The following is a 17,923-nucleotide window of genomic DNA, read 5'->3' as shown; positions in this document are numbered from 1 at the left end:
ATGTATTTATTGTTCGATAATAAATATATTTGATAGTTTAAAAAAAAATGGTCTAGATCTATATTTTCATGTATTTCGGAAAGAAATTGTTGTTTTAGGCTTTATAGACAAAAATACTATTATTGGCTAGGCGCCTATTTCAATTGGGTGAATAGCAATGTAGATAAGCATTGATATTAGAAGTGAATTCAGAAAAAGAGCAAATAATTAATGTTTCAGTAATCATACCCACCTATAATGATTGGGAACGTTTGAAATGGTGTCTTACAGCATTGAAGGAACAAAGCTACCCGAAGCACCAGTTTGAGGTTTTGGTGGTCAATAATGATCCATCAGATCCGCCTCCCTCCTGGTGGGAAGTGCAAAAAGGTGTACGCTTACTGGAAGAAAAAAAACCAGGCTCCTATGCTGCAAGGAACTTGGCGATTCAAAATGCCCGGGGAACCGTTTTGGCATTTACGGATGCAGATTGTTTACCTGAGCCCGACTGGTTGTCGGAAGGCATGAAGGTTATTGAAAACAACGGATACAGCCGTGTCGGTGGTAGAATTAATATTTTCCAAACAGATAAAGGCAACAAGTTTGCTTTTATTTATGAAAAATATTTTGCATTTCAGCAGGAACGTAATGTAAAACTATTTAAAAAATCAGTAACAGGGAATTTTTTTGCGAAGAAAGTCCTTTTCCTACGCTATGGTTTTTTTGATGAAAAACTGCAATCGGGTGGAGATTTTTTCTGGAACATTAAAGTGAGCCAGGCCGGTGAAAATATCTGTTATGCTAAAAATGCAGTAGTCAATCATCCTGCTAGAGAAAGTATTTCAAAAATTGCAGAAAAGAAGCGAAGAACAATTGGGGGGTACTATCATGAATCGTTTTCCAAGCTAAAATTGAGTCGACAGATGCTAATATTACTCAAAAGAACATTACCCCCTATTTCAAGAATTGATTATATTAAATTTGACTCTTTAGGGGATTACCTGATCGTTTTGCTGACCAGATGGTATATCGAATTGCTGGGAGTCGCGGAGTTGCTTAAATTAAGTTGGTTAAAAAAATAAATCTTAATATTCATAACAAGGCATAGATGAAAGGTAATATCAAAGAATTGGATGTATTTATTTTGAAATCACTGAAACAAGAAGAGATCAACTTGAAGGCGCTGATCAAAGTTGTGTTTGGTTTTAAAAAATGGATCCTGCTGATTACCCTTTTTATTTTCAGTTTGGGTCTATTGTATTTGATAACTGCTCCAACTGAATATTCCACTACTTCGAAGCTGCTAATGGAACAGCCTGCGGGACTCAATAACAAGGCTCTTGGAGGTTTGGCTTCTATATCGGGATTGGGCAACCTGGGGCTTGGGGATCAGAATTCTGAGGCTTTGCCAGCTGAATTGATACCGGAATTATTAATGGAAAGTGACTTTTTGAAAAACCTGATGTATGAAAAAGTTTATTTGGACGAGGTTCAGGACAGTATTACCCTACTCGATTTTGTAAATGAATATGAAAAACATCATTTTTATTTTTATTTATTACGCCTTCCGTCTTTCATTAAATCAAACTTTTTTTCTTCTGAGCAAGGGCCAGTGGCTATCCCTGACAAAACAAATATTTCAAAAGAACAGAATATATTGTCTTTTGAGCCTGCTGAACGAAAAACTATCAGTCAGCTAAAAAAGCGAATAGTAGTAGAAAAGGAAGAGAGGTTATTGGTCATCCAAACCAAAATGCATGAATCCTTAGCAAGCGCCATGCTGAATGACATATTGGTCAGACATTTGAAGGAATACCTTACCGATATTATTTTGGAGAAAGAGTTGAAAAATTTTAATTTTATCAAGGAAAGGACGGAAGAGGCCAAAATCCGTGTAGAAAAAACACAAAATAGCCTCGCTAAATTCAGGGACAGCAATAGAGGAATCAATTCACAACTGGTAAAAACCGAAGAAGACAGATTGCAGTCTGATTTTAACCTGGAATTTAACGTGTATAATTCCCTGGCGCAACAGCTGGAGCAATCTCGGATAAAGGTCCAGGAAGCCAGGCCTTTGCTGACAATTTTTCAGAAGCCTCAGGTTCCAGTCATACCTAGTGAGCCTAAGTATCTTTTATTGGGTATTGCTTTTCTATTTTTAGGAGGGGTTATAGGATTTCTTTTCATTTTTGGACTATTGGTTTATCGTTTATTAAAAGTTCATTTTTCAGATGTTTAGTGTTATTATTCCCATCTACAATAAATTCCCCCACCTGGATAGATCTGTAGATTCGGTTTTAAACCAGGATTTTGTAGATTTTGAATTGATACTCGTCGACGATGGTTCCACAGATGGGAGCCATGAAAAAGCACTTTCTTTTGAGGATGATCGCATAAAAGTATTCCAAAGGAATACTCCGGGGCCAGGAGGATATGCTGCAAGAAATCTTGGAATAAAAAAAGCTTGTTATGACTGGATTGCCTTTCTGGATGCTGATGATGCCTGGAAACCGAACCACTTGAGAACATTCTCTGTGCTAATTGAGCTTAACCCCGATATTCCAATCGTATCTACTTCATGGATAGATGTTTTTGATGGAAAAGACAGCAGTAAATCTTTTGACAGTGCATATCATAGAAAACACCAAACCAAAGGTGTGCACGAAATTGACCTTAAATCTTTTTTAGTGAACAGCAGGGATGGCTTTCCACCTTTCTGGACGGGGGCATTGGGTATCCGCAAGTCTTTGCTACAATCTGTTTCAGGTTTTCCTGAAGGAAGGTGCAAGCGCGGCGGAGATGTGGATACCTGGTTAAGGGCTATTTATTGGGGGAAATTGGCCCTTTGGTCTCCACAGAAAACGGTTATTTATCATAGGGATTCCGTAAATATGGTCACCAAAACCCAGGTTTTTGAGTTGGGTTGTGAAGCAGATACCGTTAAACTGCTGGCGGAAAAAGCAGAAAGTGAAGAGGTTAAATCGCTGTTATTTCAGTTTTTAAATGCCAGGGTGGTGAGCAGGTGGCTTCAAACCCTAAGAGTGGGGCAAAAACCCGGACCCCTATGGGGTAAGACCAAATGGAAATACCTAAATAAGAAAGGAAGAGTCATTACTCTTGCTTCTGTATTGCCTTCTGGGCTCACAGCCCGGTTTTACCGCTTCCTCAGCAGAGGTAAATATGATTGATAAATTGCATTTTTCTTTGCCAAAAAACATCCGATTAAAGGAAGTTCTCCAGTGGGATTTCTTCTCTGTTTTGCTGGTCGTACTCCTGTTTTTCAGAATACTCGTGGACAGATCAGGACTGGGTGCAGTAGTAGGGCTGGCCCTTTTGGGAGGTTTTTTCCTTTTATTGTTGTTCAAATTGAGTATACCAAAATACTTACTATTTTACACAGGTTTTTTTTTCCTGTTGATTGGATATGCTTTTTTGAATGCGGTCTACCTGCACAATCAACCCTTCTTCAGCATCAGAGGGGTGGTTCGCTATTTTTCTTATTTTGCGGTTTTTATCTTGGCCTACTATAGCAAAGTGTCTTTCCGACAAATTTTCATACTATATACCCTGGTCGTACTGCTGGAAAGTGTGCTGGCAGTATTTCAGTTTTTGTTTATGGGAATGGAAAGACCTAGCGGAACCTTTATCAATTCAAATCATTTCAGTTATTTTTTGGTGCCTTATTTTGCAATTTTATTAGTCGTATACAGGTATTATTTCGCTGCGTTTCTAATTTTCCTTCTTTCATCATTTTTAGGTGGCATGGGTGGCGTTATAAGCCTTTTGCTGGTATTGTTTTTATTTATGCTTCGCTATGCCCGGAGATGGCAGAAGATTTTTGCCATTTTAATATTTCCATTTTTTCTGGCCGGAGCAGCATTTTTGATGCAAAACAGGATCAAGGAATTGACGGATGTAACATCGATCTCTGAAAGGCTGGCCGAAAATCAGGCGGGAGGAGGCAGCTCTCTGGTGTGGAGAATTGTGACCTGGAAATTGATGTACGATGAGCTGGTAGCAAAGGATGGCCTATATACTGGTATGGGGCTGGAATTTGCATCCCTGGCAAGTCCTTATTTTTTAGAAAGCAGTATAAGAGAACCACACAATGATTATATAAGGATATTGCTTGAATTTGGCATATTTGGACTGATCATGTTTTTATTTGCCCTGTATTATGCTTTGTCCAGAATGAGAAGAGCCTCTATAATACACCATTCTAAAACGTATTTTGCCATTTATGCAGCACTTGCAGCTATATTTTTAGGAATGATTGTTGGTAATATCGTTGTATTGAATACACTTTGGTGGTTGTTGCTGGCAATAATAGCTATCAAGCACAAGGAGGAGAAATTAAAAAAAACAGACGTTTAAAATGGGCGACAAACTTGCGATAGTTACACCGGCGAAAAATGAGGCCAAGAACATCCGGAATTTGATTCAAGGGATGGCCAAGCAAACCCGCAAACCTGATTTATGGATTTTTATCAACGATGGAAGTACAGATGATACTGTTCAGGTATTTGAAAAGGAATTGGGCAATCATCCTTCTGCATTTAAAAATACCATAGTACAAAGGGTGGACTACGAAGATGTAGAAAAAAGTTATGCTCTTGGCCCAAAATACAGCAGAATCATCAAATTTGGATTGGAACAAATTTTTGATCTCGAAAAGAAAAATAAAGCTGATTATGATTTTGTGGGTATTTTGGACAGTGATGTAGTTCCGGAAAAGGACTATTACAGAAGCCTTCTGGAAAATTTCAGGAAGGATTCCAAATTAGGTATAGCTTCCGCTGCCCGTCAACTTGAAGATTATGGAAGCGAAATCATTACCAGTTATGTAAATAGGAGTTTTGCACCTAGTGGATTCAGGGTTTGGAGGCGAAAATGTTTAAATGATACAGGTTATAAGATTTCAGTTTCTCAGGATGCGGTATCTGCTGCCAAAGCCATCATGATGGATTGGAAAGTGCGGTCATTTCCTGATTTGGAAGTTCGATTGAGGCAAAGAGGAGCAAAATTTGGTTACGAGTACTATGGCAAGTCTGCTTACATGCGACACGTACCTTACTTGTATGTGTGGGCAGGAGCTGCAAGAATGTTTCTCAAAGGAAAAAAGGTGGATGCCAGGCAGTACATCAATGGGTATAAGGAAGCATCTAAACAAAAGGTGGGACGAATTGATGATCCATTGGCAATTAAATATTTCAGGCATCGATTTTATTATAAACTGCTCGGAAAGTAATGAAGCCTAAGGTAATTCTTTTAATTTATGGTTCTGGTGGGCACAAAGCCCAAATGGAAAGGCTACTGAATAAAATGGATCGGCAGCATGCGGAAATAAAAATTGATTTTATCGCCATCACAGAAAGTGGTGCATCCATTGAGCATCATCTTGTCCTTGAAAATTTTGAGCAGCCGCCATTCAGAAATAAATATTTTTCTGCAGCCAATTTTTTTAAAATCCCACAGAAATATTTCAATTTTCTCCATTGCTTTTTTCGTATTAAGAAGAAATATCAGGTAGTGTCAGTAATTTCTACAGGACCGGGACTGGCTATTCCGTTTTCCATGCTATTTAAGATGCTAAAATCCAAAATCATTTTTATTGAAACCTGGTCCAGGTTTGAAACCCAATCCTATGCCGGAAAAGTCATGTATCGCCTGGCGGACAGGTTTTATATACAAAACAGATCCCTGGAAAAGTTTTATCCAAAAGCAATTTACTCGGGTTTATTATGAAGATATTGGTAACAGTGGGTACAACCAGATTTGATTCTTTGATAAAGTACCTCGATGAGCTGGTTTTACCTTCGGATATGGCTTTCACTTTCCAGATTGCTGATGGCGCATATAAGCCAGTAAATCATCCATTTTTCTCATTTTCTGAAAAAATAGATCAATACTACCAAAGTAGTGATGTGATAATTTGTCATGCCGGGGCAGGGACCATTTACAAACTTTTGGAATTGAGGAAGAGGATCATCATTGTGCCCAATACCGAAAGAACAGATAACCACCAATTGGATATCGCAGCCTTTATGGGGAATAATGGGTATGCCTTGACGGTCATTGATTTTGATGAACTTTTCAATGCCCTGCAACAAATTAAAGGAATTGATTTATTGCCCTTTGAAAAACATGATTTTGATAAAACAGGGGAAATCCTCAGATTTAGCGTCAGCGGAAATTAGGCTGTTCCTTTTTACTTTAATTGATATTTTTTACGGTAGTATGTTGGTGATAAATTTTAGAAAATGGTGGGTTTTTACCTTCATTTTTCTCCTTTTTCATATAAATGCTTTTTCACAGGTTCTGGCACCGGGCACTGCTATTTTAGAGGAGTTTTCCAGAAGGCAGCAGGTGATCGATTCTGAAGAAACGGCGGAAAAAGAAGTTCTTTCCATTCGTCCCCAGATTACGGCTGAAATTGGATCAAAGAACAAGTCCGAATCTAAAAGAAGCCATTCTGAATTTTCCATCCTTCCATTAGTCAGTAATCAGATCTTTAACGGGCAGAGGCCCTATGGTTGGGGAGATTTTGGTATTCCCCCTGGGCGCGGATTTCAGCAATACCTGAGCGGGGGGATTTTTGCCAGGTTGGGATTTTTAAACTTCCAGCTACAACCAGAATTTGTTTTTTCCCAGGATAAGCCTTTTAAGGGATTTCCTGAAAGTTTTTCACCGGCCGTAAAAAGGGCCCGGTTTCACTATTGGAACAATGATGATACTCCGGAAACCTTTTCGGATGGAGGGTATAACAGGTTTTGGTGGGGCCAGTCAAGTTTTACAGCAAGTTTTGGAGCATTTGAAATCGGCGTATCTTCACGTTCTGTTTGGTGGGGTCCGGGACAATGGAGCTCACTCACTTTTTCAAATAATGCAGAAAGTTTTCCCTATTTGACACTAAATACCATCAAGCCGGCAAAAACTCCTATTGGTAATTTTGAAGGGCAGGTATTGGTGGGAAGGTTAGAAAATTCTGGACGGGAAGCTTCACAAATCCCTCAATTGAATGACAGGTATTTTCTCCCTTTTGAAGGGGATTGGAGGTATTTGAACGGCTTCATGATAAGCTATCAACCAAAGTGGGTCCCTGGCTTTTTTCTGGGCTTTTTAAGAACGTTTCAGCAGTATAATGAAAATAGGGGTGACAAATTCAGGGACTATTTTCCTATTTTTGATGCTTTTCAAAAGAAGAACTTTTTTGAAGATGGGAATACCCTGACCTTTGACAATGAAGCAAGGGATCAACAAGCTGTAATATTTTTTCGTTTGGTAAATAAGGCTGCCAATGCTGAGGTATATGCGGAATATGGGAGAAGGGATCACTCTTATGATTGGAGGGAGGCAGTGATGAATCCGGAGCATGCAAGGGCCTATTTGATGGGCTTTCAAAAGCTTTTTTCATTAACCAAAGAAAATAAGTTTTTCCAAATTAGGGGGGAAGTAACCCAACATCAGGAATCCGTAAATCGATATATCCGCTATGAAGGTTTAGGAGGTAGAACATCCTGGGCCACACACTATCAGGTAAGAGGATTTGTAAATAGAGGGCAATCTTTGGGCACGGGGATAGGTACTGGCAGCAACAGCCAAACCCTTGAATTTTCGGTTGTTGAAGAATTCGACAAGTTGGGGATAATAGTGGAGCGGATCGCCAACCATCAGGACTTTTATTACAGGGCGTTCGGTCAACAGCAAGAAGTTCAACCCTGGGTGGACCTGAGCGCCGGAATTATATTTAATAGAAGATGGGACAATGTGTTGCTGGGTTCAAAGCTCCAATTGGTAAATGGGAAAAATTATCAATGGCAAAGTGCCGGCAACAGCACCCCTGAATTTCCAGCTGGAAAACATTTGTTGTCCTTTCATGGAAATCTCCATCTGGTTTATCTATGGAATTTCAGTAACAATTAGTTAGTTTACACATTGATTAAAAAGTGGTCATCAAATAATTAAAAATGAAAATACTGGTAACAGGCACAGCAGGTTTTATTGGCATGCATCTGGCTCATAAACTTCTGGAAAGAGGTGATGAAGTCATAGGACTGGATAGTATCAACGATTATTATGATGTCCGGTTAAAATACGACCGGCTGAAATTAACCGGCATAGATCCGGCAGCCATCGAATACGGAAAGGAGGTAAATAGCTCCAAACATCCCCATTACCGCTTTATTCAATTGCAGTTGGAGGATAAAGAGGCTCTATTTAAAGTTTTTAAGAAGCATAAGATTGACAAGGTCGTCAACCTCGCTGCCCAGGCTGGCGTGCGCTATTCCCTGACCAATCCGGACGCTTATATTCAAGCCAATATTGTAGGTTTTCTGAATATTCTGGAGGCTTGCCGCCATTTTGAGATCAAACATTTGGCATACGCCTCTTCCAGCTCGGTGTATGGCACCAATACCCAAATGCCTTTTTCTACCAGCCAGAATGTGGACCATCCGGTATCCTTGTATGCCGCTTCCAAGAAGTCAAATGAATTGATGGCACATACCTATAGTCATCTTTTTGGCTTGCCCACTACAGGTCTAAGATTTTTTACGGTATATGGACCATGGGGCAGACCAGATATGGCACTATTTCTGTTTACAAAAGCCATATTGGACAACCAACCCATTAAGGTATTTAATTACGGGGAGATGCAAAGGGATTTCACCTATGTAGATGATATCGTGGAAGGTGTGATCCGCGTAGTAGACAATCCTCCGGTGGAAAATCCGGATTGGGATCCGGATACCGGGGATGCCAGCGAATCAAAAGCGCCCTATACCGTATACAATATTGGCAATTCCAACCCTGTTCGCTTGATGGACTTTATCCAGGCCATTGAGGCAGCGCTGGGCAAAGAAGCCAAAAAGGAGATGATGCCCATCCAACCCGGAGATGTTCCGGCCACTTATGCAGATACCAAACCCCTGGAAAATCAACTCGGCTACAAGCCGGCAACACCGGTGACATTTGGTATTCAAAAGTTTATAGATTGGTACAGAAGCTACTATAATGTGTAAGTATGTTGGGCTTATCATGAAATTTCAGGTAAAAAAACTAATAGGATAAAATCATTATGTTTACTTTTGTGAAAACTTTCTTGCTATGAATATTTTTCTATCAACGGCTACATCTTTTTTCTTTGGTTTTTTAATGACCCCGGTATTGATCATGTTACTCAAGAAGATCAATTTCATGGAAGCGCCCGGAGGGCGTAAAATTCATGCGGGAAGTATTCCCTCAATGGGAGGAATTGCGATCATATTTGCTACCTTCCTCGGTTTATTTGCCTGGTTGAGTTTTGACCAAATTGTGGAAACCCGATATTTTCTCGTCGCCCTGGGGATCATGTTTTCCGTAGGACTTAGGGATGATCTCATTGAATTGACAGCAGCTCAAAAGCTTATCGGGCAATCCATTCCCGCTTTCTTTGTCATTGTCATGGCAGATATCCGTATCTCAGGTTTGTACGGGTTTATGGGTATCTATGAGATCCCCTATCTGATAAGCGTTCTGATCACCTTCTTCGCGATTTTGATTTTGACCAATTCCTTTAACCTGATAGACGGTGCCGATGGTCTGGCAGGATCGCTGAGTCTGGTCACGCTGACCATTTTGGGGATATGGTTTTTTAGTCTGGGCATGACGGCCTACAGCCTCATATCCTTTACGCTGGTAGGAGGGGTAGTGGCATTTCTGGCGTTCAACTGGCATCCGGCAAAAATCTTTATGGGGGATACCGGGTCACTGAGTCTGGGTTTTGCACTTGTGGTGCTGGTCATTTTGTTTGTGGATAAATCCGGCACCATGGCGCCATGGGAAGGCCTGAAGGTGAATGCGCCTTTTTCTGCAGGTATGGCTTTTCTGATTGTGCCCATTTATGATACTGTCCGGATTTTTATCAAGAGAAGCCTGAAGGGCAAATCCCCGCTAAAACCGGACAAAAGCCATGTGCATCATTTTTTGCTGCGAATGGGGCTCAAGCACGATCAGGTCGCCCTCACGCTGGGCACCGTTAAGCTAGGTTTTATCGGTCTGGTATTTTTTGGCTACGCGTTAAATGACCATATCCTTTTTCCTGTCTTGACCCTGGTGGCTGTTTCCCTGGGTATATGGATGGACAAACAGACCTTAAAAAATATCAAAAGCAACTGTAAAAAAGCACCCAGCCTCTCCGAAAAAGGAGAAGTCCGGAAAAAGAAGCGTTTTGTCAGACGCAAACCGGAAATTTCAAAAAGTGTCCTTTCTGATAATAAAATTAACATGAATTAATGCGTATACGTTACATGTTACCACATAGGCTTAAACGCAAAAAGGCCGCTTCCTGAAGAAGCGGCCTTTTTGCGTTTAAGCTGAGCCCGAATTAAGTTCTCCAATAAAGATCAATTGAATCGTCGCGACCCCTTAGTTGCGGGTAAAAGAGCTGGGAAAGTGTGTCAGTCTTGTTTGGCCAGAGATTTCAACGGCTTTCACCGCTCAAATCCCTCTCTAAGCCTTGGAATGACGGTTTTTTGACGAAATTCAGTCGAACTCAGGTTGTCTGGCATTTTAAACATCACAAATTTCTACACCCTGTTTTAGGGAGGCCAGTTTGTCCTCCCGCTTAGGAATAAATTCCTGCCCCACGTAACCCTGGTATCCTGTATCCAGAATGGCTTTCATGATGGCGGGATAGTACAATTCCTGGGTTTCATCAATCTCGTTTCTCCCAGGCACACCTCCGGTATGGTAATGAGAGATATAGGGATGGTATTTTTTGATGGTGGCGATGACATCTCCTTCCATGATCTGCATGTGGTAGATATCGTAGAGCAACTTCATTTTTTCCGATCCTACCGCTTTGCATACCTCAGCGCCCCATGCCGTATGGTCTGCCTGGTAATCCTTATGATTGACCTTGCTGTTCAACAATTCCATACACATGATGACCCCATATTTTTCTGCTGTGGGCATGACTTTTTTCAGCCCCATGACACAATTTTCAATGCCTTTGGCATCATCAAGGCCGTTTCTGTTGCCCGAAAAGCAGATAATCTGCTTGTAGCCTGCAGCGGCAACTTTTGGTATCACTTCCTCATAGCTTGCGATCAACTCCTCATGCAGATCAGGGTTATTCCAGCCCCTTTCTATGCCCAGACCGGCTCCCCAGGGCATGGCGCAATCGAGTCCATGTTTTTTGAGTATCGGCCATTCCTCCGGGCCGGCCAGTTCGATGGATTTTAACCCTATATCCACTGCGGCTTTGCAAAGGTCTTCAAATGCAATATCATTGTAGCACCACCTGCATACAGAATGATTGACATTGCCTTTTAAGTTTTCCGGCAATCGGGCCTCCGCCGCCAGAAGCCGGCTGGATAGTCCAGGTACCAGCACGCCTGCCAGGCCCGTGCCTGCAATGCGCTTAAGTGCTTTTCTTCTTGGGTTATTCTTGTAATTTTTCATGTGTTTTTGATTTGATCAATTTAGCTCCTATGTCTTTCCTGATTTCCTGTTCTTTTCCTTGTGCGGGCCAGCCTAAGACCAGCTCGTTTTCATGAAAGAGAACCTGTATTTCAAGACGATTTTTTCAAGCTCATCAGGTACGCTACCAGGTCCACCAGCTCCTGGGTACTCATCGCCTTTTCCAGACCCGAGGGCATCATCGAGCTTTCCATCTGTTCCATGCTTTTCATGTCGGCCGTTTTGACAGGTACCGTATTGCCCCCAGGCATTTTTAAGGCTATGTCTGTCTCCGTCTGGCTCGCTATGATTCCACCCAGGGTGCTCCCATCTTTCATTTGTAAGAGATAACCTTCGTATCCAAAGCTAATTCCTGCGTCGGGGTGGAGAATCGAAATGAATTGCGCCTCTTTGGACAGTTTGCTGCCAATTTCGGTCAGCTTTGGACCAAAATCCATTCCGATGTCTCCTGCCTGGTGGCAAATGGCACATTGGTTTTTGAAAACAGCCAGACCCTTTTCTACACTTCCCTCCATCGCAAGCAATTCATTCATCGGAGGCAAGGGATTGTCATCACCGGCCGGGCTATCCAGATAGCTGGCCGCCTCTGTCCGTACACTTTTTCTCCATGCACGACTTACTCCGGTCACCGCTGCAGGAATGAGGTTTTCGGGGAGCCGCTCGGCCTTCAATAATTCCAGAATTCTCTCTTCACCCCCATAACTGCCTCCAATGGCTGCAGTGGCTTCTTTACGGATGTTTAACGGTAGAGATTCGTCGAAAGCCATGGATTCGAGCAGTTGTAAGGATTGTTGCGTACCGATGCTTTTTAGCACCGATAGCATGGGATAAACCCTTTCTTCTTCGCTACTATACAATACCTCCCGGACCATGTTTATCCCATCCAGCCGCAATAGCAAGCCGGCAGCCGTCCTGCCCAGATTGTTGTCGCTGTGCGCCAGAGCCATGTCCAACAACCTCTGGTTTTCTGATTTTACCTCAAATTTTTGGACCAGCTCCAGGTAGGCTTCCGTGCCGGCACTTTCGTCCAGTGCCTGCCTCAGGGCCTGCCTGGCAAGGTCCGAGCGATTCAAATAGGCTGGGTCCAGGTGGGTGAGCACCAGATTGTTGATGCTGCTGCGCTCTTCCTGATTCTCCTTGCGTAGGGTTTCCTCTTCGAGCATTTTTACAAGTGCCGCCGACTTGCCCTCCCTGTCCGGATTAAAGTCAAAAGCCCTGAAATAACGCAGGCGATCATCGAGCGGTCGATTTTGGTCTGAAGCCAATTCTGCCAAATGCCTGACGGCATGGCCAGTCCTGGATCGCCAAATAATATCCTCATTCTTTTTGCTGCCCAGGGGATCAGTCCCGGTTTTTTCCAGCCAGGCTTTGTAAAAGCTATCCCACTGACCCTCGGCTCCAATGCCCAGCGCCTCCAGGTACCAGCGGTCTTCGCCATCATGCTGCTCAGCCAAGGTGGCCCAGAGTTCCGGCGCTTCGGGGATACGCAGATTTCGCAGGGCGATCGCAGCTTCTCTACGTACCTGGGGCTCTTTGTCCCTTACCAATTGTTGGAGATAAGGGAGCAGATCTGCTTTTTCCTGTCTAGCGGCCCGCAATCCCGCAATCCTCAAATCGGGATTTTCATGACCGATTGCCTCCTGAATATATTTTTCGCCATCTGGTCCCATTTTGGCAAGTGCCCAAAAAGCTCTGGCCTGAAAGCGTGGATTGGGATTTTCATGAAATATTTTCTCCAGAGCAGGAATGGCATCTTTTCCCATTGCTTGGATGTTTTTCCATGCCTGATAGCGGGCAGAAAGATTTGGACTTAATAATGCTTCCATACTGCCATTGAGCGTGTTAAATAATATTTCGGGTTGCTCATGAGGAGTCGCAGCATTGGTAATCCTGAAAATCCTGCCCCTGTCCAGGTCGCCCGCCTGATGCCCGCCAACTCCCGGATCATACCAGTCGGCTACCATTAACGAGCCATCCGGTGCCACGCAGACATCGGATGGTCTGAACCACTGGTCTTTGTCTCCCTCCATAATATTTACAATAGAAGCTTTGTAGCCTGCCCCGTCTTTTTCTACCGGATAAGACCGAACCACATTTGGTCCGGCATCGGTATGGATCATCTGGTCCCAGAATATCTCCGGCAAAGCCCTGCCTTCATAGACCACCATCCCGGTGGGCGAACCTGCACCTGTTTGCAATAAATTGGGCACCACTCCGGGATCGTTCAGGTGCCAGTGTTGCTGGGGGATTTCATCCTCTTTATTGGTCCTGTTGGCCCTCCATCCGGCACCGGTCATTTCGTCTTTGTAGCCAAAGTTGCCATATTCCATCACATAGTTGATACGTACGCCCTTATTGCCGTCATCATCATTATCCGACTGCCAAAGGGTACCGTAAGAATCTACTACCACCTCGTAGTTGTTGCGAAAATTCTGTCCCAGTACTTCAATTTCAGAAAAATCAGGGTTGCACCTGAAGACCAACCCTTCCTTGTAATGTTCCGGTACGATGGGATTGCCATTGGTGTCCTTGAGTACCTCTCCATTTCGATCCTGAATCGAGCCACCTGAATTGCCAAAGTTAAAGTAAAATTTTCCGTCCGGGCCGAATACAAAGGCATGCATGCCGTGATCGTGCTGTTCTCCTCCTACGCCTGTAAATATCACTTCTTTTTTGTCTGCCTGGTCATCCCCATCGGTATCGGTAAGTAGCCAAACGTATGGGCTTTGGGAAACAATCGCCTGATTGCCCATCACCCAGATACCCAACGGAGCATTGAGTTCGGGGTCCTGATAAAAAACAGTGCTTTTATCTGCTGATCCATCGCCATCGGTATCTTCCAAAATAAGGATTCTGTCTCCTTCAGCTTTAGTATCGTTTCCGGTGATGGAAGGTCGGTAATTGTAGGCTTCACATACCCACACCCTGCCTTTGTGATCAATGTCGATATTGGTAGGATTGGTAAGCATGGGTTCTGAGGCAAAAAGGCTGGCATGAACTTGCTCGTTGACTTTGATACCCAACAAAGCATTTTCCGGCAATCTTTTTTCTTCCTCGCTCAATTGATCAAAGGGATGATCGGATATAGCTTCAGAGTCATTTTCCCGGCTACAGGATATGCTGACGACCAAAAACAGCATTGAAAACCAAAGTGGCATTCGGCAAAACAATTGTGGCATGATGGGGGGCAGTTATTGTTAATTTTGCTAAGAAATTTGCCTTAAATAAACAGAAATTTGCCTGATTAAACCAACTATTTTAACTGTTTTTTTGACAGTTATCGCCGGTTTTTTTGGGTAATATTGTGTTTTATTCAATCACATGTAGTTGCAGATAGTCCTGAATAACAAAAGGCAGTATTTAATTCAGAAGTCTTTAATCTTCATTTACCCCTCAAAAAATAGAAGACCATGAAATTGGACAGGAGAAATTTTATCATGAAGAGTGGCTTGTTGGCAGGATCTTTGGGTTTGGGAGCTTTTCCCTCCCGGGGTACCAAACTTAATACCGAAGGGAAAGTGCGGATAGGTATCGTAGGAGGAAGGTTTGGTGCTACATTCCAATTTCACGAACACCCGAATTGCCGGGTGGAAGCAGTAAGTGACTTGCGGCAGGATCGCAGGGATCATTTGATGGAAACCTACGCCTGTCGGAAAAGTTACCCCTCTCTGGAGCAGCTTTTGGGAGACCCAAAGGTTGATGCTGTTTTTCTGGCAACACCCGCTCCGGATCATGCCACACATACCATTGCCAGCCTCAAAGCAGGCAAACATGTACTTTGTGCCGTGCCACTGGCAATGACTGTGGAAGAATGTGAGCAGGTGAAGGAAGCAGTACTGGCATCCGGCAAAAACTATATGATGGCAGAGACCAGCACCTACATGCAGGGGACAATTTCTGCCAGGAAATTCTACCAGGAGGGTAAGTTTGGCGAAATTTTCAGCGCAGCAGCGGAATACAACCATCCGGGACTGGAGGTACTTTGGTTTGAAAATGGAGCTCCGACCTGGAGGCATGGATTACCTCCCATGCACTACCCTACCCATTGTACAGCTTTATTGATCAGTGTTACCGGCGAAAGATTAAAGCAGGTAAGTTGTGTCGGCTGGGGAGATGGCGAGGGCTTGTTGCGGGACAACCCTTATCAGAATCCCTTCTGGAATGAAACGGCTTTTTTTCAAACCAATAGAAATCATCCGTTTAGGGTCGAAGTAAACTGGAAGGGGGCCTTGAGAAATGCAGAAAGGGGAGAGTGGAGGGGCGAAAAGATGAGTCTCTACCTACCCACCGGCCATGCCGACCTGGCTACAATGGTTACCGCCGCAGATCAACTGGGGCTGGATGATGCCGGTTTTGAGCACACCCGCAATAGGGTAGAAGCCTATGACTTCCCCCAATGGTGGAATACTTACATGTTACCCGAACCAATGCGGCACAATAGCGGCCATGATGGATCTCACACCTTTATTACGCATGAGTTTATTAGTTCCATACTTGAGGAAAGAAGGGCGGAGGTGGATATTTATGAGGCGCTTGCCTATACGGTGCCAGGCATTATTGCTCATCAATCTGCGCTCAAGGGTGGCGATCTGCTGACTATTCCGGACTATGACGATTAAAAAGTCCGGTGGCTGCATCTGTGATGAATGCTGCTTCAAAGTCGGCAAGCGAATGCACAGGTGTTTTCAGCCGCAACTCCTTTCCAGCCAGCCTGTAGATGTCTGCTTTGCTCCAGCCATTTTGTCTCATTGTTTTAATGGCGAGTGCACCGGATGATTTGGAAAGTTTCTGCTTCCCTGCAGTGACCAATGGGTGGTGAAAAAAAGTAACCTTCGACAGGGGATTCGTTTCGAGGCAGGCCGATAGATAAATCTGTGCGCAGGTGGATTCCCAGAGGTCCTCTCCTCTGACGATCAGGTCAACACCAAAATGGATGTCGTCTGCCAGAGAGCTGAGTTGATAGGCCGGATCACCGTCTTTTTTTCTGACAATAAAATGATTCATCGCTTCCGGCAAATGGCAGCTTTTTATGGAATCGGGATATTGCTTGATTTGCCGGGGCAGGGAATGCCCCGTATAGAGTCTCCAACAGGTGTTTGCTCCGTTCAAAGATAAACCACGATTAATGCATGCACCGTTATACCAGCCCTTCGGATGATGTTGGCGGATTTTTTTTCTAGAGCATTCACAGGCAAAAACCAGGTTTTTTTCCCTCAAAATTTCAAGGACATTTTTATAAAGATCCATCCGGAGTCCTTGGGAAAAATGATGTTTAAGCTCTGCCTGAGAGCGGGGGCCTTCATCGTAGGGGATCTCCAAAAATTCCAGTGTATCAAAGATATCCTGCAGGTATTCTGGCCTTACTCGATCTGAGTCCAGGTCATCAATTCTAAGCAGGACTTTAGCCCCGTGGTGTCTGGCCAGGCTGCAGGTGATCAGAAAGGAGATCACATTGCCGATATGCAGGTATCCACTGGGGGTGGGAGCCAATCTTGTTTTTTTAAAGCGCTGCGTCATGACCGTGGGGAGGCAGCTTGCGATTGATCCAAGGATACCGGTACAAAGCGGGCAAATAACTCTTCCTGGTACCAGTGCTCCTTTTTGACCTTGCGGACGATGTCGCGATGGGCAGACTGGTAGGCAAAATTTTCCATGAACTGCTGGTTTTTCCAATAGCTGAAGGTGGCCTGTTCGATCGCTGGCCATTCGCCGATGCCTTTGGTATAGATCAAACCTTCTGCTCCTGCGGCAGCTCTGCTGCCTGCCGGCACCTGGGTCAAAAATCGCAATACCTTGCTCCACTTCAGACGGGCCCTGGTAATGACCATGACCGGACCAGTAGCTTTTTTATCCATAGGGGAAAAAGGTTGCTGACTATGCCAGGTGCCATGAGATTGGATGCACTGCATCCAATAGGTAAAATTGCTTTTACACTGTTGATTAAACCGCAGGTAGGCATCCGAAGTGGTAAAGTTTTTTGCAAAGTCCTGGTTTTCCCAAACCATCAGCAAAGCATAGGTCTTCAAATCGGGTTTGAGAGAAAAACCGGAGCCGCCTCCCGTGCCCATGAGTTTAAAAAACTTTACTCCCCTGGCTTTTTTTAGGGGTGCAATGGCCAGTTGCATCTGGTTAAAAGCCCACCAGCGATTTCTTTTGGGATATTCAAAAAAGGTGATGGATACAATTTCATTTTCGGTTTGCATATCTGGAAATACTGGTACCTGATTTGCCCGGTGGGAGCACCGGTAAATTTAGCAAAGCAAAACTGAATATACAGGTATTTTGGTTGATTTCAATCAAACACACGCTTGATGATGATCCTGATCAATAATATAGCCAACGCTACGGTGGTACCGGCAATTACAAATTCCATAGGTCATGATTGTTTGTGTGAAGAGCCTGATCAGCAAATTATTGATAAAGGATCAACGCTGTGTCGCATACCGAAAATTTTGTTCTCATCCTAACAAACTGTTTGTTCCAG

At 43.6% G+C, this 17,923-nt stretch carries 15 protein-coding genes; 11 read left to right on the top strand and 4 right to left on the bottom strand.

Going from position 1 to position 17,923, the window contains the following annotated elements; all coding sequences use genetic code 11:
- Positions 1-170 precede the first annotated feature (170 nt).
- From BUB19_RS10410 to BUB19_RS10365, 10 genes are all read left to right on the top strand, one after another.
- Positions 171-1,061 (top strand): glycosyltransferase, encoded by an 891-nt coding sequence (locus BUB19_RS10410; RefSeq protein WP_073094472.1) that lies wholly within the window; start codon positions 171-173, stop codon positions 1,059-1,061.
- Positions 1,062-1,087: 26 nt separating this feature from the next.
- Entirely contained in the window at positions 1,088-2,218 is a 1,131-nt protein-coding gene (locus BUB19_RS10405; RefSeq protein ID WP_073094471.1) for a Wzz/FepE/Etk N-terminal domain-containing protein, read from the top strand.
- Positions 2,211-3,167, top strand: coding sequence for a glycosyltransferase family A protein (locus BUB19_RS10400; RefSeq protein WP_073094470.1), 957 nt, complete (start codon positions 2,211-2,213; stop codon positions 3,165-3,167). Before BUB19_RS10405 ends, BUB19_RS10400 begins: the two co-directional genes overlap by 8 nt.
- The gene (locus BUB19_RS10395; RefSeq protein ID WP_073094469.1) at positions 3,160-4,353 is read left to right on the top strand and encodes an O-antigen ligase family protein; all 1,194 of its coding nucleotides are present in this window, start codon (positions 3,160-3,162) and stop codon (positions 4,351-4,353) included. Before BUB19_RS10400 ends, BUB19_RS10395 begins: the two co-directional genes overlap by 8 nt.
- A 1-nt stretch (position 4,354) precedes the next feature.
- Positions 4,355-5,227 (top strand): glycosyltransferase family 2 protein, encoded by an 873-nt coding sequence (locus BUB19_RS10390; RefSeq protein WP_073094468.1) that lies wholly within the window; start codon positions 4,355-4,357, stop codon positions 5,225-5,227.
- Entirely contained in the window at positions 5,227-5,724 is a 498-nt protein-coding gene (pssD, locus tag BUB19_RS10385) for a PssD/Cps14F family polysaccharide biosynthesis glycosyltransferase (protein ID WP_073094467.1), read from the top strand. Before BUB19_RS10390 ends, pssD begins: the two co-directional genes overlap by 1 nt.
- A complete protein-coding gene (pssE, locus tag BUB19_RS10380) occupies positions 5,721-6,176 on the top strand; it encodes a PssE/Cps14G family polysaccharide biosynthesis glycosyltransferase (RefSeq protein ID WP_073094466.1) in 456 nt (151 codons plus the stop codon). The genes pssD and pssE overlap by 4 nt, the downstream gene beginning before the upstream one ends.
- 40 nt (positions 6,177-6,216) lie before the next feature.
- Positions 6,217-7,902 carry a capsule assembly Wzi family protein gene (locus tag BUB19_RS10375; RefSeq protein ID WP_073094465.1) on the top strand — a complete coding sequence of 562 codons (1,686 nt, stop codon included), beginning with the start codon at positions 6,217-6,219 and terminating at the stop codon, positions 7,900-7,902.
- Positions 7,903-7,946: 44 nt separating this feature from the next.
- Complete coding sequence (locus tag BUB19_RS10370) at positions 7,947-8,999, top strand: NAD-dependent epimerase (protein ID WP_073094464.1); 1,053 nt, start codon at positions 7,947-7,949, stop codon at positions 8,997-8,999.
- A gap of 85 nt (positions 9,000-9,084) precedes the next feature.
- Positions 9,085-10,251, top strand: coding sequence for a glycosyltransferase family 4 protein (locus BUB19_RS10365; protein WP_073094463.1), 1,167 nt, complete (start codon positions 9,085-9,087; stop codon positions 10,249-10,251).
- Positions 10,252-10,527: 276 nt separating this feature from the next.
- Here the strand turns inward: BUB19_RS10365 and BUB19_RS10360 are convergent, their stop codons facing one another.
- Together BUB19_RS10360 and BUB19_RS10355 are read right to left on the bottom strand one after the other, a co-directional pair.
- Positions 10,528-11,421, bottom strand: coding sequence for a hydroxypyruvate isomerase family protein (locus tag BUB19_RS10360; protein WP_073094462.1), 894 nt, complete (start codon positions 11,419-11,421; stop codon positions 10,528-10,530).
- Between the two features lie 110 nt (positions 11,422-11,531).
- Positions 11,532-14,597, bottom strand: coding sequence for a PVC-type heme-binding CxxCH protein (locus BUB19_RS10355; protein ID WP_084097171.1), 3,066 nt, complete (start codon positions 14,595-14,597; stop codon positions 11,532-11,534).
- A gap of 252 nt (positions 14,598-14,849) precedes the next feature.
- On the opposite strand from BUB19_RS10355, the gene BUB19_RS10350 reads away from it, so the two are divergent.
- Complete coding sequence (locus BUB19_RS10350) at positions 14,850-16,058, top strand: Gfo/Idh/MocA family protein (protein WP_073094460.1); 1,209 nt, start codon at positions 14,850-14,852, stop codon at positions 16,056-16,058.
- Here the strand turns inward: BUB19_RS10350 and BUB19_RS10345 are convergent.
- Together BUB19_RS10345 and BUB19_RS10340 are read right to left on the bottom strand one after the other, a co-directional pair.
- A complete protein-coding gene (locus BUB19_RS10345; RefSeq protein WP_073094459.1) occupies positions 16,036-16,956 on the bottom strand; it encodes a glutamate--tRNA ligase family protein in 921 nt (306 codons plus the stop codon). The two genes, BUB19_RS10350 and BUB19_RS10345, sit on opposite strands and share 23 nt — an antisense overlap.
- Positions 16,953-17,642 carry a spheroidene monooxygenase gene (locus BUB19_RS10340; protein WP_073094458.1) on the bottom strand — a complete coding sequence of 230 codons (690 nt, stop codon included), beginning with the start codon at positions 17,640-17,642 and terminating at the stop codon, positions 16,953-16,955. The genes BUB19_RS10345 and BUB19_RS10340 overlap by 4 nt, the downstream gene beginning before the upstream one ends.
- Positions 17,643-17,923: the final 281 nt, after the last annotated feature.

Origin of the sequence: Cyclobacterium lianum, from assembly GCF_900143075.1 — a bacterium.
GTDB lineage: Bacteria > Bacteroidota > Bacteroidia > Cytophagales > Cyclobacteriaceae > Cyclobacterium > Cyclobacterium lianum.
The sequence above is the reverse complement of the archived record's forward strand: the minus strand, read 5'-3'. Positions and strand labels throughout refer to the sequence as shown.

Bases quoted from the DNA above. Each gene is read 5' to 3' on its own strand.
- BUB19_RS10390 (WP_073094468.1), top strand. From the start codon at position 4,355: ATGGGCGACAAACTTGCGATAGTTACACCGGCGAAAAATGAGGCCAAG.
- BUB19_RS10355 (WP_084097171.1), bottom strand. From the start codon at position 14,597: ATGCCACTTTGGTTTTCAATGCTGTTTTTGGTCGTCAGCATATCCTGT.
- BUB19_RS10340 (WP_073094458.1), bottom strand. From the start codon at position 17,642: ATGCAAACCGAAAATGAAATTGTATCCATCACCTTTTTTGAATATCCC.
- BUB19_RS10400 (WP_073094470.1), top strand. From the start codon at position 2,211: ATGTTTAGTGTTATTATTCCCATCTACAATAAATTCCCCCACCTGGAT.
- BUB19_RS10360 (WP_073094462.1), bottom strand. From the start codon at position 11,421: ATGAAAAATTACAAGAATAACCCAAGAAGAAAAGCACTTAAGCGCATT.
- BUB19_RS10395 (WP_073094469.1), top strand. From the start codon at position 3,160: ATGATTGATAAATTGCATTTTTCTTTGCCAAAAAACATCCGATTAAAG.
- BUB19_RS10375 (WP_073094465.1), top strand. From the start codon at position 6,217: ATGTTGGTGATAAATTTTAGAAAATGGTGGGTTTTTACCTTCATTTTT.
- pssD (WP_073094467.1), top strand. From the start codon at position 5,227: ATGAAGCCTAAGGTAATTCTTTTAATTTATGGTTCTGGTGGGCACAAA.
- BUB19_RS10370 (WP_073094464.1), top strand. From the start codon at position 7,947: ATGAAAATACTGGTAACAGGCACAGCAGGTTTTATTGGCATGCATCTG.
- BUB19_RS10365 (WP_073094463.1), top strand. From the start codon at position 9,085: ATGAATATTTTTCTATCAACGGCTACATCTTTTTTCTTTGGTTTTTTA.
- BUB19_RS10405 (WP_073094471.1), top strand. From the start codon at position 1,088: ATGAAAGGTAATATCAAAGAATTGGATGTATTTATTTTGAAATCACTG.
- pssE (WP_073094466.1), top strand. From the start codon at position 5,721: ATGAAGATATTGGTAACAGTGGGTACAACCAGATTTGATTCTTTGATA.
- BUB19_RS10350 (WP_073094460.1), top strand. From the start codon at position 14,850: ATGAAATTGGACAGGAGAAATTTTATCATGAAGAGTGGCTTGTTGGCA.
- BUB19_RS10345 (WP_073094459.1), bottom strand. From the start codon at position 16,956: ATGACGCAGCGCTTTAAAAAAACAAGATTGGCTCCCACCCCCAGTGGA.